Source organism: Paracoccus alkanivorans, from assembly GCF_003697785.1.
Classification (GTDB): Bacteria; Pseudomonadota; Alphaproteobacteria; order Rhodobacterales; family Rhodobacteraceae; genus Paracoccus; species Paracoccus alkanivorans.
The window spans coordinates 168885-185109 of the sequence record NZ_QOKZ01000006.1 but is presented as its reverse complement, the minus strand read 5'-3'; the positions used below and the strand labels follow the sequence as shown (position 1 = coordinate 185109).

The window sequence follows — 16225 nt, the reverse complement described above, 5'->3', positions numbered from 1 at the left end:
GCCAGCGCCGCAGGGCAGTCCAGAATGGAAGCTTCACAACTGGTCGCCAAACTGGGTCAGTTCGGCCCGCTTGCCCAGCAGCAGCAGCCGGTCATTGGTCATCAGGACCGGGTCGCACTCGTGCAGATCGAAATACTCGGTGCCGCGCATCATTCCCAGCCTGGTGATGGCGGAATTGAACGGCAGGTCGGACAGCTTCCTGCCCTTCAGCCGTTCGGGGATCAGCAGGTTGACCACCGAGAACCCGTTGCCGAGGCTGACGTAATCCTGCACCGCCGGATTGTTCAGCATCTGCGCGGTATGACGGCCCATTTCGAGTCCCGGCAGAACCACCCGATCGGCGCCGACCTTGGAAAGGATGCGGTGATGGGTGCGGCTTTCGGCCTTGGCCCAGATGGTCTCGATCCCGATCAGCCGCAGGTTCATTGCCGCGATGACGCTGCTTTCCAGGTCATTGCCGATCGACACCAGCCCGACATCGTAACGATCCGCCCCGGCCTCGCGCAGCGCGCCCTCGTCGGTGGCGTCGAGTATCACCACGTTGGAAAGCTGTTCGGCCAGTGCCGCGACCCGTTTGTGATCCCTGTCCACGCCCAGGACACGATTGCCGAACCGCGCCAGTTCCGCTGCGACCACGCCGCCGAAAGAGCCAAGACCGACGACGACGAAACTACGATTTTCCTTGCCCATCGGGTCTCCGGCGGATTGCCAAATGCCGTCCATTTTTCCCCCGCGGCACCGCGAAGGTCAAGCACCAGCGGGGTATTGGTCGTTTGTGACCGGCAACCTGTCGTAAATGTGGCGCTTTTTGCAGCCCTTTGGTCATTGTGATAGGAATGTGAATGTCAGTGAGCGCTGCGTGAGATCCCTGATCCACGGCAGTGCCGGACCGACCCGACCGAAACCGAAACGGAACGAGAAAGGGACGCATGTCAGATCAAACACCCAACCCACCCGGCAAGGGGCTGCGCAAGGGGCATAAAGGCCGGCCCGGCGACGAGCGGCGCGAACGCGACGCCCTGAGCGGCCGCTTTGAGCCCGAGCCCGATCCGGGCATGGAGGCGATGCCACAGCCCGAAGGACCGACCGAGATCATCGCGACCGAATTCCAGATCGGGCAGGACAATATCGAGGGACAGGCTCCGTTTCCCTTCGATATCCATAACCCGGTCTTCGCGATTTCAGCGGGCTCTGCCGTGCTCTTCACCCTTGGAACGGTCATCCTGCAATACGCGACGGCGGTGCCACCCATCGACGGTGTTGCGCAATCCAGCGGAATCGAGCTTGTCTTTACCGGTCTGCGCGACTCGCTGACCTCGAACCTGGATTGGTTCTTTCTGCTGGCCGGGAATATCTTCGTGCTGCTCAGCCTCGGGCTGATCTTCTCGCCGCTCGGCAAGATACGGCTCGGCGGACCGGAGGCGACGCCCGATTTCACCTATACCGGCTGGTTCGCGATGCTGTTCGCCGCTGGCATGGGGATCGGGCTGATGTTCTATGGTGTCAGCGAACCCCTCGGGCATTTCCAGGCCGCCTTTGACGGACCCACCGTCGAGGATGGTGTGCGCACCGATTGGGCGCCGTTGAACGGGGCGGAGGGCGACGAGGCCGCCGCACGTCGCCTCGGCATGGCCGCGACGATTTTCCACTGGGGCCTGCATCCCTGGGCCATCTATGCCGTCGTCGCGCTGTCGCTGGCGCTGTTCGCCTATAACAAGGGGCTGCCGCTGACCCTGCGCTCGGTCTTTTATCCGCTCTTCGGTGAGGCGGTCTGGGGCTGGCCGGGCCATATCATCGATGTGCTGGCAGTGCTGGCGACGCTGTTCGGACTGGCCACATCTCTGGGACTGGGGGCAGAACAGGCTGCCGCGGGGCTGGAGTTCCTTCTGGGTCTGACGGCAAGCGGCACAACCAAGATCGTCCTGATCATCGCCATCACCTTCGTCGCCACGATGTCGGTCGTCCTGGGCGTGGAAAAGGGCGTGAAGCGGTTGTCCGAGATCAACATGATCCTTGCAGTGATCCTGCTGTTCTTCGTGATCGCGGTAGGGCCGACCATGGCCATCATCACCGGCTTCTTCGGCAATCTCGGTGCTTATGCCAAAGAGCTGATTCCGCTGTCCAACCCGTTCGGACGCACGGATGACAATTTCCGGCAGGGCTGGACTGCCTTCTACTGGGCCTGGTGGATAAGCTGGTCCCCGTTTGTCGGCATGTTCATCGCCCGTGTCTCGCGCGGGCGCACCGTGCGCGAGTTCCTTATCGCGGTGCTGATCGTGCCGTCGCTGATCTCGGTGCTGTGGATGACCGCGCTTGGCGGCACGGCGGTATCGCTGACCCAGGGAGGGGTCAGCACGATCACCGATGCCGCGCTGGAGCTGAAGCTGTTCGAGATGCTCTCGCATCTGCCGCTGACGGCGATCACCAGCTTTGTCGGGATCGTGCTGGTCATCGTGTTCTTCGTGACCTCTTCCGACTCGGGCTCGCTAGTGATCGACACGATCTCGGCGGGCGGCAAGGTGAACTCGCCGGTTCCGCAGCGGATCTTCTGGTGCTCGATCGAGGGTCTGGTCGCTATCGCCCTGTTGCTGGGCGGTGGGTTGACCGCGTTGCAGGCGATGGCCGTCTCGGCGGGCTTCCCGTTCACCCTGGTCCTGCTGGGCGCCTGTTGGGCCATGGTGAAAGGGCTGATCGCGGAGCGGCGAGAACTCGCCTGAGTTTGCGGCGATAGTCATCGGAACGGGCGGGATTTTCCCGCCCGTTCTTGTTTTATCGGTCCATGGGTGTCAAAACCGGGGATATCGATTCCGAAGGACTGCCACGATGAGCGAAATTACCGCCAGTGAACGCCGTCTCAGCGCCGCACTCGATCGCATTGACCAGCTTCTTGAAACAGGCCGCTTCCGATCCGCGCAGCCGCTTGCCGCAGGCGATCCGGATCTGCGGGCCGCGCTGGAGGCGACGCAGGCTGAGAATGCCCGGCTCAGGGCCGAAATCGCGGAACTCCGAAAGAGCCCGGATGCAGTCGCGTCCGACGATCCCGGAGACCGGCTTTTCGAGGCGGGCGAGCAGGCGGCGAGGCTGGCGGCGGCGAATGATGAACTCGCGGCGGCGAACCGGGTGCTGATCGAGACCGCCGCGCAGGCCGACGGGGATTCCGTCACCGCCATCCGCGAGGCGCTGGAGGCCGAGATCGAGGCCCTGCGGGCCGCCCGCGCCGCCGAGATTTCGAATCTCGGCGATATCATCATCGAACTGGAGCGATTGTTGCCCGAAGCCGATCACAGCCCGGCGCCCGTGCCGGAGATGGCCGGTGATGATGTCGGCGTGCCTGAAGACGAGGAAGATGGCGGCCGCCGGAAGGAGCAGGGCGTTTTCTCCGGTGTATATGGCGACGCGCCCGATGACGGAACCGGGGTGGAGGACAAGTAAATGGCGGAAGTCGAATTCACCATCGGGCACAAGCAATACAATCTTGGAACCCAGGATGGCGAGGAAAAGCAGTTGCAGCGTGCCGCCGCCATTCTGGATGGCGAGGCGCGGCAGATCATCGAGCAGGCGGGCCGGATGCCCGAGCCAAGGCTGTTGCTGCTGGCGGGGCTGATGCTGGCGGATCGTTTCGCGTCGGTGGAGGCGCGCGCCGAGAAGGCCGAGAGGCTTGCCAATCGCCTGCAATCCAACCCGACTCGCGTCGAGGTGCCGGTGATCCCGTCCGACCTGAAAGAGGCGATGGCCGAACTGGCCGCCCGCGCTGAATCGCTGGCCGAGCGCCTGGAGGATCAGCAGAACGGCTGAGCGGCCTGTCGGGCCTGATGGGTTTTCGTGTTCCGCGATGGCCGGGGTATTGCCTCGCTCCAGCCTGCCGCACGCCCTTCAGGTTTTTTCATTCATCCGCGAGCTCAAGGAGCGCCGGTTCCATGCCCGTCATTTGTTCCTGTCGGGAGGATAGTTGTCCAGAACGACCCGCGGCGGGACAAGGACCAGTTCTCCGGCGCGCTCCTGTCCGGCATCGAACCAGTCGAAGCAGCGGCCGATAAGCCCCTCGACATCCTGCCGCAGCATGATTGTCTCTATCGGCAGGCATGACGCGAAAGGATCCCAGTCAAAGCAGGCGACCCGAATACCGCTGAACAGCTCCGGATGATCGCGCCAGAGGGTGGCGAAGCCCTCGAAGGCGGTGATCGAGTTGACCAGAAGCGCGGCGGGCAGGTCGTTTCCCGCATCGATTATCCGCTGCAAGGCGTCGCGGGCGGCTTGCGGATCATAGCCGCAGCACAAGACGGTTGCCGATGTTTTTGCCCGCCCGGTCTCGCTCAATGCGGCGTGAAAGCCCTCGATCCTCAGATCGGTGGCGTATTCGCGCATGCGCCCGCCAAGAAACATCACCGGAGCGTTCAGGGGCAGCCCGGCCAGCAGCCGGCGGGTCAGTTCCAGCGCCCCGCCCATATTGTCGGTCACGACCGAGAACGTATCCTTCCCGGGCAGGTCGAGATTGACGCAGCGCACACCCGCCCTGCGGCTCATGGCATTGATCTTCGACGGATTCCTGATCCCTGCCAGGACCAGGAACTCGACCTCCTGCGCGATCATCGATGCGCCGACCTTGTCCTCGATCTCGGGAACGCGCTGCGTGCTGCCGATGATCGGAATCAGCCCGCGGCGATGGGATTCATGTTCGAAATGCTCTGCCAGCCCGGCGAAGAATCGGTTGCGATGATGGGGGATGATAAGGCCCGAAAGCGATGACCGGCTGAGCCTGAGCGCCCGGGCCCGCTGATTCGGCTGGTAGCCGAGTTGCTGGGCCAGCACCCGTATCCGTTCGGCCGTATCGGGATTGATCCGGTGCTGTTTCCATGAACCGTTCATCACCAGGCTCGCTGTTGCCGCGGAAGTTCCGGCGGCCTCGGCGAGTTCCCTGATCGTGATCTTTTTTCCCTGCCTGTTCATAGCGGTTATATGACCTTCTTTCGCGGGGTGTTTTCCATCTATCCCGCAATAGGGTGGAAATCTGCCCCCGCATCGGCAGAAAATTTGCCTGTTGACGAAATATGCTAAATGGATTTAGCAGAAGTTCAACAGCGAAATCCGATCGGTGGAAAGTCGGTTGCTGTGTGACAGGAGAGGGAGGAAAATCCATGACAAGACTGAGTTTCACACGCCGGGTGCTGATTGGCGCTGCCGTTGCGACCGGGCTGATGGCGGGCACGGCGTTTGCCCAGGACGACAAGACGACCATCGGCGTCGTCGTCAAGATCGGCGGCATCCCGTGGTTCAACGCGATGGAGGCCGGCATCAAGGAACGCGCCGAGACACTGGGAGTCGAGGCTTTCATGGTCGGCCCGACCAGCTCGGATCCGGCCTTGCAGGTCCGTGCCGTCGAGGATCTGATCGCGCAGGGGGTCGATGTGATCGGCGTCGTGCCGAACGATGCCGCCGTGCTTGAACCGGTGCTGGCCCGGGCCAAGGAACAGGGTATCCACGTTATTTCCCATGAATCGCCGGACCAGGAGAATGTCGACTGGAATTTCGAACTGGCCTCGGCCAAGGGGTTCGGCGAAGCCTATGGCAAGCAGCTTGGCGAGATGCTGGGCGGCAAGGGAAAATACGCGGTATTCGTCGGCGGTCTGACCGTGCCGCTGCACAATGCCTGGGCCGATGCCGCCATCGCCTATATCGAGGAAAACTACCCCGATATGGAAGTCGTCGGCGACCGTTACGGCGTGGCCGAGGACGTGGACGCGTCGCGGCGTACGGCACTTGACCTGATGCGTGCCCACGAGGATCTGAAAGGCTTCCTGGCCTTTGGCAGCCAGGGGCCGATCGGCGCCGCGCGCGCCGTCGAGGAACGGCGCAAGGGTGGCGAGATCCTGGTGATGGGGCCGTTCTCGCCGGGGCAGGGGCGTCAGCTGATGCATGACGGAATCCTGACCGGTGGCTACATGTGGAATCCGAAACAGGCGGGCGAAGTGTTCGTGACGCTCGGGAACATGATCGCCAATGGCGAGCCGATCGAATCCGGTATGGAGATCGAGGGGCTTGGCGTGGTCGAGCCGGATGCCGAGAACAAGGACATCATCGTCGATCAGCTGGTCGAGATAAATCCCGACACGGTCGACGATCTCGCCGCGTTGGGCCTGTAAGGCCGCAAGCAGGGCCGGTGCGTTTTCCGGCCGGCCCGCTGTTCCGTTCACCCGAAACGAGCCTGGCCGCCACGGCCCGGACGAAGAGTTTCCGCCATGAACAACGACGCGACTACCGACGAACGTGGCCCGTATCTTCTGCGGCTGGAGCATGTCTCCAAGCGCTTTGGCGGTGTGCAGGCGCTGGATGACATCTCCTTCAACATTCGTCCGGGCGAGGTGCTGTGCCTTGCCGGCGAGAACGGCTGCGGGAAATCGACCCTGATCAAGACCATCAGCGGCGTGCACAGGCCCGAGCCGGGGGCGGTCATGGAGTGGGAGGGGCAGGACATGACCGGCCTCGACCCGGCCAGGGCACGGGCGATGGGGATCCAGGTCATCTGGCAGGATCTGGCGCTGTTTCCCGAGATGTCGGTGGCCGAGAATATCGCCTTCGAACGCAATCTCGGTGCAAGGCCGCGCGTGGTCGATGCCGCCGCCATGCGCAGGGAAGCGGGTGCCATACTAGAACGCCTGGGCGTGAGCATCCCGCTGGATGCGCCGGTGCGCAGCCTGTCGATCGCCAACCGCCAGCTCGTGGCTATCGCCCGCGCGCTGGTCGCCGATGCGCGGCTGGTCTTCATGGACGAGCCTACCGCCTCGCTTTCGCAGAAAGAGACCGATGCGCTGATCGCCATTGTCCGGCGGCTAAGCGAACAGAATATCGCGGTGGTCTTCGTCTCGCACCGGCTTGCCGAAGTGCTGGAGATCTCGTCACGGGTCACGGTGCTGCGCGACGGCCGCTATGTGGGAACCTATTCGACCGAGGGCATGACGCAGGCGCGGCTGACCGAGCTGATGACCGGCAGCAGTTTCGATTATGCCGCGCGGCCGGAAAGAACCGACAGGCCCGCGCCGATCCTGTCGGTGAAGAACCTGACGAGAGAGGGCGAATACCGGGATGTCAGCTTTGACATCGCGCCGGGCGAGGTCGTCGGCCTGACGGGGCGCCTCGGTTCTGGCCGGACGGAGCTGGCGCTGTCGCTGTTTGGCATGACCCGGCCCGATGCGGGCGAAATCATCTGGCAGGGCAGGCCGCTGCGCCTGCAATCGAACCGCGATGCCATCCGCGCCGGTATCGCCTATGTCTCGGAAGACCGGTTGTCACTGGGGCTGGTGCAGCCGCAATCCATTGCCGACAATACCGTGGTGACGGTGCTTGACCGCCTGTTGGGGCCGGGCAAGCTGTTGTCTCCGAAAAAGAAAAAGCGGCTGGTCGATGACTGGATCGACCGGCTGAGGGTCAAGATCGGCGCGGCCGGGGATCCGGTATCGACGTTGTCGGGCGGCAACCAGCAGCGGATCGTGCTGGCCAAATGGCTGGCGACCGAGCCGAAGCTGCTGATCCTGGACAGCCCTACCGTCGGTGTCGATGTCGGCGCGCGGGCGGGAATCTTTGCCATCGTGGATCAACTGGCAAAGGACGGGCTGGCGATCCTGCTGATCTCTGACGAGGCGCCCGAGGTTTATTTCAACGCGGACCGGATATTGCATATGCGCGACGGGCGCCTGATCGAAGAGTTCATCCCGGCCCGAACCACGCTTGACCATGTGGAGGAGGCCATTCATGCCTAGATTTCTTTCCTCCATCGGTGCCACCGAACGCTGGCTGATCCTTGTCATCGCCTGCATCTGCATCGGCCTGTCGCTGGCGACCGATACTTTCTTTACGCTGGTCAACGCCTTTGACCTGCTGAATTCATCGGCGGTGAACGTGATCTTTGCGGCGGGGCTGCTGGTGGTGCTGGTGGCGGGCGGCATCGACATCTCTTTTGCGGTCGGGGCCTCGGTCGTGCAGTATCTGGCCGTCATCGCGCTGATGAAGCTGGGCGGAGGAAACTGGGCCATCGGCTTGATTTTGGCGGCTTTCTTCGGTTTCTGCCTGGGTGCGGTCAACGCGACCCTGATCTATCATTTCCGGATCATCTCGATCGTCGTGACCATAGCCACGTTCAACCTGTTCTTCGGGTTGCTGATGTTCTTTACCGGCGGCGTCTCGATCTATCTGCTGCCTGACTGGATGACGCGGCGGGTCATCCTGTTCGAGCATGAAACACCGGCAGGCTGGGCAGAGATCACCTTGCCGGTGCTGGTGATGGCGGTGGTGGTGCTGGCGACCTGGTTCCTGATGCGCAAGCTGAGCCTCGGGCGGCAGATCTTCGCGATGGGCGACAATGTCGAAGGCGCGCGGCGCTTGGGCATCAATATCGGTGCGATGCATTATCTTGCCTATGGCTGGCTTGGCGCCTGTGCCGGAATTGCCGGGCTGATGCAGGCGCATTACGCGCAAGAGGTCGTGCCCAACGCGCTTTATGGCCGCGAGCTCGAGGTGCTGGCAGCGGTTGTGCTGGGCGGGGCGCGGCTTGGCGGTGGACGGGGAACGCTTCTCGGGGCGATCCTGGGACTGGCACTGGTCGCCATTACGCAGAACGGCCTCAACCTGCTGGGCGTATCGCCCTATGCGTTCCGCATGATCGTGGGCTTTATCATCCTCGTCGCGATCAGCATGTCGGGCGAAACGCTCGGCTTCCTGACCGAGCGCATGCGCCGCTCGCGCCGTGCCGATGATGTCGCCAGTGGAGGTGCCGAATGAAACAGATCCTGGCGCAACTGCTTTCCGGCAAGCCCGGCCCCGGTGCGGCATCGGTTCCAGCCGCGCGCGAGAATCTCGCCCTCGTGGCCGTGCTGTTCGGGCTGGTGGTCCTGTTCTCGGCAATCAGCGATCGTTTCCTGACCGGCGCGACCTTTGCCTCGATCGCCTATCAATTGCCGGAGCTGGGCCTGCTGACGCTGGCCATGCTGATCCCGATCCTGTCGGGCGGGCTGAATCTGGCGGTGACCTTCTCGGCCAATATCTCGGGGCTCGTATTGGCCTGGGTGCTGATGTGGGGAGGCGGCGCGGATGCGGGACTGACTGCGCTGATCCCGGCAATCATCCTGGCGCTTGTCAGCGGCGCCGTGATCGGTTGGGTGCTGGGCGCGGTCGTTGCCTATACCGGGGCGCATCCCATCCTTGCCTCTCTGGCGATGATGATCTTCCTGCGCGGGCTGGGCGAGTTCCTGACCCGTGGTGGCAGTGTCTCGGGGTTTCCGCCGGAAGTGACCTGGCTGGGGCAGGGCAATGTAATGGGCATTCCGGTGCCGCTTGTGATCTTTGCGCTTTGCGTCGGGATCTGGGCGCTGATCCTGACCCGGACAAGGCTGGGCTTTGCGATCTACCAGCTTGGCTCGAACCTGGAGGCGACGCGCTATTCCGGTATCAATACCAGATGGGCGCTGACCATGGTCTATGTCCTGTCGGGCATCATGTGCGCGGTGGCGGGTATCGTCATGGCCAGCCGCTTCAACTCGGTCCGTGTTGGCCATGGCGAGGCCTATCTGCTGATCACGGTCCTTGCCTGCTTCCTGGGCCGCGTGGACCCGTTCGGAGGTTTCGGCCGCGTCGCGCCGGTCATTCTCGCGCTGGTGATCCTGCAGGTCATCGGATCGGGGCTGAACCTTCTGGGCACCAACCAGCATCTGGCGACCGCGCTTTGGGGCGGCATTCTCATCTCGGTGATGGTGATGCGCTTTATCTGGGGCAGGGTCGCCGGCCGGATGCGTTGATCCCTGCCTGTCTTTGCCAATCATGAAAGGAATTGGAAATGAGCGTTAGCGGCTTTGGCGTGCACACGGCGATGTGGGCCATGGAATGGAATCGCGAGGCGGCGGAATTCGCCATTCCGGAGGCGGTGAAATACGATATCGACTTTCTCGAGATCACCATGCTCGACCCCGGGAATGTCGATACCGCCCATACCCGCAGCCTGCTGGAGGCGAACGAGGTCGAGTGCGTCGCGTCACTGGGGCTGCCGCTGGACAGGCTGCCCACCAACAACCCGGAAGGGGCGCTGGATTTCCTCAGGATGGCGCTGGATGTATCCGAGGCCATCGGTGCCAAGGCGATGAGCGGCGTGATCTATGGAGGCATCGGTCAGCGCACCGGGAAGCCACCCACCGAGGCCGAATATGATGCCACCGCCCGTGTTGTCGAGAAAGCCGCGGCCTATGCGAAGTCGAAGGGGATGGGATACGGGCTGGAGGCGGTGAACCGCTACGAGAACCACCTGCTCAATTCCGCCGAGCAGGCGGTATATCTTTGCGAGAAGGTCGGGGCCGACAATCTCTTTGTCCATCTTGATACCTATCACATGAATATCGAGGAAAAGGGACTGGCCAACGGCATCCTGCGGGCGCGGGAGCATTTGAAATATATCCATCTCTCGGCATCCGACCGGGGAACGCCCGGCATGGACACGATCCAGTGGGACGAGGTGTTCGCCGCGTTGGCGGCCATCGACTACCGGGGCGGCATGGCGATGGAAAGCTTCATCACCGTTCCGCCGCAGATCGCGGATGCATTGTCGGTCTGGCGCGCGGTCGCCCCGTCCCGCGAGGAGGTGCTGACCGACGGGCTGAATTTCCTCAAGATGAAGGCGCGGCAATACGGCCTGATCTGACCGCCGGGGCGGGCGCTGGACCGCGCTCTCCCTGACCTGCGCATTTCTTGCCGCCTTTCCAATGGATGGCGATGCAGCCGAGGCGCGGCCGGAATCTGTCCGATGCAGGCACGATTCCGGCTGCGGCCTCGGCATGTCCTATGTGATCCGGCATTCTTGCTTCGGCCCGGTTCCGGCCGACGGATTGTCGGTGCCCGAAGGTGCGCTGCCGGTTCTGCCGGTAAGAGCGGTTGGGTGCGGGAAAAGTCTCATGATGCGTTTTTCGAATCATATCTTCTGGATTCCCTGATTGATACCAAGCATAAAATTCATTCATGAAGATAAATATCGTATATATTTCAATAATTTGATCGGTATTTGAAAAAATAATTGCAAAATGATGTTTTTCCGTCATTACTGTGACGAAACGGAGGGCCGGGGTGAGCGAATCTCATCGTCATCACATGATCATCTCGCTGCTGGACGAGCGGCCCTTCATCTCTGTGAAGGAGTTGCAGCTCATGCTGTCAGTCTCGCCGGCGACGGTCAGGCGCGATATCGACAAGCTCGACGAGGCGGGGTTGGCGCGCAAGGTGCATGGCGGGCTCGCCGCGCTCGAAGGGACGCCGCGCCGCAAGGCCGTCTCGCTGCCATTCATCGAGAACCGCGATATCGCCGTCGAGGCAAAGCGTGCCATCGCCCGCGAGGCTGGTCTGCTGGTGCGCGACGGCAGCCTGATCATCGTGCATGGTGGCTCTACCTGCTTTCAGTTCGGCACCCATATCGCCAACCGCAATATCCGCGTCTTCACCAATTCCATGCCGCTTGCCGGTTATCTGAGCGAGCACGGCACCTGCCAGTTGACCGTCGGCGGAGGGGATCTGCACCGCGAACCGGGTATCCTCTATGATCCCGCGCGGGGAGGATATGAATTCTACGCGTCGCAATTCTTTGTCGGCGCGCTTGGCGTCAGCAGCGACGGGCTTTTGGAAAGCCACCCGCTCCTGGTGCGGTTCATCAACGACATGTGCGGGCTGTCGAACGAGATCATCGTGCTGGTCGACAGCCGCAAGTTTTCCGAGCGTCCGCCGAATGTCGCCCTGCCGCTGGCGCGGGTGACCCGGCTGATCACCGATGACGGGCTCAGCGACCGCGACGCCGCGATGCTGGAAGAGGAAGGCGTCACCTTCACGGTGGCCCAGACCAGAACGGGGGCAGCATGAGCGAAACGACCGGAACGCCGCTTCTGGAGATGCGCAACATTTCCAAGACCTTCGGGGCGGTAAAAGCGCTGCGGGATGTCTCGCTGTCGGCATGGCCGGGCGAAGTCCATGCCCTGATGGGAGAGAACGGAGCCGGGAAATCGACGCTGATGAAGGTGCTTTCGGGCGCCTATGTGGCCGACCGGGGCGGCGAGATCCTTGTGGATGGCCGGCCCATGCCGACGGGCGATCCCAAGGAGGCGCGGGCGCGCGGTATTGCGGTCATCTACCAGGAACTGTCGCTGGCGCCGAATCTGAGCGTGGCCGAGAACATCTTCCTGGGGCGGGAGCCCGCCTCGCGGGGGATGGTCAACCGGCGCGGCATGTCCGCCCGCGCGCAGCCCGTGCTGGAGCGGTTGGGCGTGGATTTCGCCCCCGGCACCCGGGTCGCAAGCCTTTCGCTTGGTGAACGGCAACTGGTGGAGATCGCCCGCGCGCTGGCCTCGGACGCGCGGATCATCGTCATGGACGAGCCGACCACTTCGCTGACAAGCCGCGAGACTGAAAGGCTTTTCGGTGTCATCGAGGCATTGACCGCGCAGGGCATCGCGATCGTTTATATCAGTCACCGCATGGACGAGATCTACCGGCTTTCGGACCGTTGCTCGGTGCTGCGGGATGGCGGCTATGTCGGAACGCTTACCCGCGACGAGCTGTCCGCCAGAAAGCTGGTCTCGATGATGGTCGGGCGCGATCTGAGTTCATTCTACAAGAAGGATCATGTTGCCGTGGACAGCCCGCGCAACGTGGTGCTGAAGGTCGAGGGGATGTCCGACGGACGGCTGGTCAGCGATTGCAGCTTCGAGGTGCATGAGGGCGAGGTGCTGGGCATCTCGGGGCTTGTCGGATCGGGCCGGACCGAGCTTGCACGGCTGATCTATGGCGCCGATCCGGCCAGCGCGGGAAAGGTCTGGTTGAACGGGACCGAGGTGACGCCCAAAAGCCCGCGTGAGGCGCTGTCCCACGGGATCGTCTACCTGACCGAGGACCGCAAGGCGCTTGGCCTGTTCCTCGACATGTCGATCCAGCAGAATATCTCGATCTGCGTGTTGCAGGCAGATGCGGGCAGGGGCGGGGTGCTAAACTTCCGGGCCGCCGCCGAACGCGCGGGCAGGGCCATCCGCGATCTTGGGATCAAGACGCCTTCGGCAAGGCTGAATGTCGGCGCGCTGTCGGGCGGGAACCAGCAAAAGGTGTTGCTGGCGCGGCTGCTCGAGGCCAAGCCGAAAGTGGTGATCCTCGACGAACCCACGCGGGGGGTCGATGTCGGCGCGAAATCGGAAATCTATCGCCTGATAGACGCCCTGGCCCGCGAAGGGCTCGCGGTGGTGATGATCTCGTCCGAACTGCCCGAGATCGTCGGCGTGGCGGATCGTGTGCTGGTCATGCGCGACGGGCATATCGCCGGCGAGGTCCGCGCCGCGCCGGGCAAGCCGGTGGAGCAGGAAGAGATCATGACATTATCGACCGGGAGCGCCGCGTGACGGCGCCCGGGGGATACAGGAGGACTGACACGCAATGAGCGAGACGCAAGACATCTCTGCCACGAGGGACGGTCCGGCCGGTTCCGCGAGGCTGAAAAGCACCATCATGGCATTGGGGATGCTGCCCGTGCTGATCCTGCTGGCAATCGGTTTCGAGCTGCTGACCGGGAAATTCCTGTCCGTCAACAACCTGTCGATCGTCACCCAGCAGGCATCGATCAATATCGTGCTGGCGGCGGGGATGACCTTTGTCATCCTGACCGGCGGGATCGACCTGTCGGTGGGCTCTGTCCTTGCCGCAGCGGCGATGGCGGCGGTCAGCATCTCGCTGATCCCGGGCTGGGGCATGGCGGGTATCCCGGCGGGGCTGGCGATGGGGCTGGCATTCGGAATCGCGAATGGCGCCCTTGTCGCCTTTGTCGGCCTGCCGCCATTCATCGTCACATTGGGGGCGCTGACCGCGGTGCGCGGCGTCGCCCGGCTGATGGGCGGCGACACCACCGTGTTCAACCCCGATCTGCCCTTCGAATTCATCGGAAACGGCTCGTTGTTCGGCGTTCCCTGGCTGGCCATTTTCGCGCTCGCCGTGGTGCTGGTCTCGTGGTTCATCCTGCGCCGCACGGTGCTGGGCACCTGGATCTACGCGGTCGGCGGCAACCAGGAGGCAGCCCGGCTGGCGGGTATCAAGGTCGGCCTCGTGCTGCTTTTCGTCTATGGCATCTCGGGGCTGTTCGCCGGTCTTGGCGGGGTAATGTCCGCCGCCCGGCTTTATGCCGCGAACGGCTTGCAGCTTGGACAGGCCTACGAACTCGACGCCATCGCGGCGGTGATCCTCGGCGGCACCTCCTTTGTCGGCGGTGTCGGCTCGATCTGGGGCACGCTGATCGGTGCGCTGATCATCGCGGTCCTGTCCAACGGGCTGATCCTGACCGGCGTGTCGGATATCTGGCAATTCATCATCAAGGGGCTGGTGATCATCATCGCCGTGGCCCTCGACCGTTACCGGCTGCAGGGCGGAGCGCGCACATGACGCACTGTCAGGCAGCATATTCTCACGCATCCAAGGGAGGAAACCATGCGTAAAGTCACGAAGTTCATGGCAACGGCGGCCACGGCGGCACTCATGCTGGCGGGCGGAGCACAGGCGCAGGACAAGAAGCTGGAAAGCATCGGCATCTCGGTCGGGCTGCTGGGCAACCCGTTCTTCGTCGCCACCATCAAGGGCATCGAGGATCGCGCGAAAGAGATCAATCCCGATGTCGAGGTCACCGCGGTCTCTGCCGATTACGACCTGAACAAGCAGGCGAGCCAGATCGACAATTTCATCGCCTCGGGCGTGGATATCATCATGCTCAACGCGGTCGATGCCAGCGCCATCGCTCCGGCGGTCACGCGGGCCACCGAGGCGGGTATCGTGGTCGCGGCCTTCGACGTGTCGGCGCCGGGTGCAAATGTCACGGTGATGACCGACAATGTCGATGCCGGGCGCAAGGCCTGCCAGCACATCGTCGATCACCTGGAGGGTAAGGGCGATGTGATCATCATCAACGGGCCGCAAAGCTCGTCGATCATCGACCGGGTCAAGGGCTGCCAGGAGGTGTTCGCTGCCAATGAGGGCATCAATGTGCTTTCGGACGACCAGAACGGGCAGGCCTCCCGCGATGGCGGGCTGGAAGTGATGCAGGGGCTGCTGACCCGTTACGACCATATCGACGCGGTTTTCGCGATCAACGACCCGACCGCCGTGGGCGCGGCGCTGGCCGCCAAGCAGCTGAACCGCAGCGAGTTCATCATCACCGGTGTCGATGGCGCTCCGGAGATCGAAAAGGAACTGGCGAGCGGGGATTCGCTGATCAAGGCTTCGGCATCGCAGGACCCTTATGTCATGGCCGGCGAGGCGATGAAGATGGGTTACGACGTCTTCATGGGCAAGACGCCCGAAGAGGATACCGTGCTGCTTGAGCCCAAGCTGATCACCGCCGACAATCTCGACAGCTACCAGGGCTGGACCGCAGCGCGCTGATCTGCCGATGGCAGCGCCCCTGGCCGGGGGCGCTGCCAATTCCGGGCCGCATCGCAGGCGGCCCATTGATCCCGAGGGGAAGGAAGGAACCGCGACCCATGCCGCTGACCGCGTTGAAAACCGCCGTATTGGAGGCCAATCTTGCGACCGTGAGCCATGGCCTGGTCAAGGCGACTTTCGGCAATGCCAGCGGCATCGACCGCGCAAGCGGACGCATCGCGATCAAGCCCTCGGGTGTTCCCTATGACCGGATGACCCCCGATCACATGGTCATCACCGATCTTGACGGCGTGCCGCTGGACAACCGCCTGCGGCCCTCGTCCGATCTGGACACCCATGTGGTTCTCTACCGCGAATTTCCGCAGATCGGCGCGATCATCCATACCCATTCCACCTATGCCACGATCATGGCGCAGGCCCGCCGCCCGGTTCCGCCGCTTGGCACCACCCATGCCGATTACTTCCACGGCACCATTCCCGTGACCCGTGACCTGACCTCCGAAGAGATCAACACCCGCTATGTCGCGGCCACCGGCGAGGTGATCGCCGAAACCGTCGGCGACGGCGATCCGTTGGAGATCCCGGCGGTGCTGGTGGCAGGGCACGGGCCTTTCGTGTGGGGGCGTGATCCGCAGGAGGCGGTGCTCAACGCGGTGATCCTCGAAGAGGTGGCAAAGATGGCGTGGCATGGTGCGGTGATCGACCCGCAGCCGCCGGTGATCTCGCAAACCCTGCTTGACCGGCATTACCTGCGCAAGCACGGTGCCAATGCCACCTACGGACAGTAACCCAACAGCTT

The 16225-nt window shown here is 63.1% G+C and carries 16 protein-coding genes; 13 read left to right on the top strand and 3 right to left on the bottom strand.

Features of this window, described 5'->3' with window-relative positions; translation table 11 throughout:
* Window positions 1-33: 33 nt before the first annotated feature.
* Window positions 34-723 (bottom strand): potassium channel family protein, encoded by a 690-nt coding sequence (locus C9E81_RS15935; RefSeq protein WP_425010653.1) that lies wholly within the window; start codon window positions 721-723, stop codon window positions 34-36.
* Between the two features lie 332 nt (window positions 724-1055).
* Between C9E81_RS15935 and C9E81_RS15930 the strand changes: the two genes are divergently transcribed.
* From C9E81_RS15930 to zapA, 3 genes are all read left to right on the top strand, one after another.
* Window positions 1056-2717: a BCCT family transporter gene (locus C9E81_RS15930; protein WP_166461954.1), complete on the top strand. Its 1662-nt coding sequence runs from the start codon at window positions 1056-1058 to the stop codon at window positions 2715-2717.
* A gap of 106 nt (window positions 2718-2823) precedes the next feature.
* Window positions 2824-3432: a hypothetical protein gene (locus C9E81_RS15925; protein WP_208021200.1), complete on the top strand. Its 609-nt coding sequence runs from the start codon at window positions 2824-2826 to the stop codon at window positions 3430-3432.
* Entirely contained in the window at window positions 3433-3795 is a 363-nt protein-coding gene (gene zapA / locus C9E81_RS15920) for a cell division protein ZapA (protein ID WP_122113342.1), read from the top strand.
* A 129-nt stretch (window positions 3796-3924) separates the two neighbouring features.
* Here zapA and C9E81_RS15915 read toward each other — a convergent pair whose 3' ends face one another.
* Window positions 3925-4947: a LacI family DNA-binding transcriptional regulator gene (locus C9E81_RS15915; protein ID WP_122113341.1), complete on the bottom strand. Its 1023-nt coding sequence runs from the start codon at window positions 4945-4947 to the stop codon at window positions 3925-3927.
* Between the two features lie 188 nt (window positions 4948-5135).
* On the opposite strand from C9E81_RS15915, the gene C9E81_RS15910 reads away from it, so the two are divergent.
* From C9E81_RS15910 to C9E81_RS15890, 5 genes are all read left to right on the top strand, one after another.
* Window positions 5136-6140: a substrate-binding domain-containing protein gene (locus C9E81_RS15910; protein WP_166461948.1), complete on the top strand. Its 1005-nt coding sequence runs from the start codon at window positions 5136-5138 to the stop codon at window positions 6138-6140.
* A gap of 96 nt (window positions 6141-6236) precedes the next feature.
* Complete coding sequence (locus tag C9E81_RS15905) at window positions 6237-7754, top strand: sugar ABC transporter ATP-binding protein (protein WP_122113340.1); 1518 nt, start codon at window positions 6237-6239, stop codon at window positions 7752-7754.
* Window positions 7747-8772, top strand: a complete 1026-nt coding sequence (locus tag C9E81_RS15900) for an ABC transporter permease (protein WP_122113339.1) — start codon at window positions 7747-7749, stop codon at window positions 8770-8772. Before C9E81_RS15905 ends, C9E81_RS15900 begins: the two co-directional genes overlap by 8 nt.
* The gene (locus C9E81_RS15895; protein WP_122113338.1) at window positions 8769-9785 is read left to right on the top strand and encodes an ABC transporter permease; all 1017 of its coding nucleotides are present in this window, start codon (window positions 8769-8771) and stop codon (window positions 9783-9785) included. Before C9E81_RS15900 ends, C9E81_RS15895 begins: the two co-directional genes overlap by 4 nt.
* 38 nt (window positions 9786-9823) lie before the next feature.
* Entirely contained in the window at window positions 9824-10678 is an 855-nt protein-coding gene (locus C9E81_RS15890; RefSeq protein ID WP_122113337.1) for a sugar phosphate isomerase/epimerase family protein, read from the top strand.
* On the opposite strand, the gene C9E81_RS22725 is transcribed toward C9E81_RS15890, so the two are convergent.
* Window positions 10644-11072 (bottom strand): hypothetical protein, encoded by a 429-nt coding sequence (locus tag C9E81_RS22725; protein ID WP_147457616.1) that lies wholly within the window; start codon window positions 11070-11072, stop codon window positions 10644-10646. The genes C9E81_RS15890 and C9E81_RS22725 overlap by 35 nt on opposite strands.
* Window positions 11073-11097: 25 nt before the next feature.
* Here C9E81_RS22725 and C9E81_RS15880 point away from each other — a divergent pair, with 25 nt between their 5' ends.
* The 5 genes from C9E81_RS15880 (at window position 11098) to araD (ending at window position 16214) form a co-directional block, all read left to right on the top strand.
* Complete coding sequence (locus C9E81_RS15880; RefSeq protein ID WP_208021199.1) at window positions 11098-11880, top strand: DeoR/GlpR family DNA-binding transcription regulator; 783 nt, start codon at window positions 11098-11100, stop codon at window positions 11878-11880.
* Window positions 11877-13403 carry a sugar ABC transporter ATP-binding protein gene (locus tag C9E81_RS15875; protein ID WP_122113334.1) on the top strand — a complete coding sequence of 509 codons (1527 nt, stop codon included), beginning with the start codon at window positions 11877-11879 and terminating at the stop codon, window positions 13401-13403. The genes C9E81_RS15880 and C9E81_RS15875 overlap by 4 nt, the downstream gene beginning before the upstream one ends.
* Window positions 13404-13437: 34 nt before the next feature.
* Window positions 13438-14433 carry an ABC transporter permease subunit gene (locus C9E81_RS15870; protein ID WP_122113333.1) on the top strand — a complete coding sequence of 332 codons (996 nt, stop codon included), beginning with the start codon at window positions 13438-13440 and terminating at the stop codon, window positions 14431-14433.
* 45 nt (window positions 14434-14478) lie between these two features.
* Window positions 14479-15426, top strand: a complete 948-nt coding sequence (locus C9E81_RS15865; protein ID WP_122113332.1) for an ABC transporter substrate-binding protein — start codon at window positions 14479-14481, stop codon at window positions 15424-15426.
* A 98-nt stretch (window positions 15427-15524) separates the two neighbouring features.
* Window positions 15525-16214 carry an L-ribulose-5-phosphate 4-epimerase AraD gene (gene araD, locus C9E81_RS15860; RefSeq protein WP_122113331.1) on the top strand — a complete coding sequence of 230 codons (690 nt, stop codon included), beginning with the start codon at window positions 15525-15527 and terminating at the stop codon, window positions 16212-16214.
* The last annotated feature ends 11 nt before the right edge of the window (window positions 16215-16225 follow it).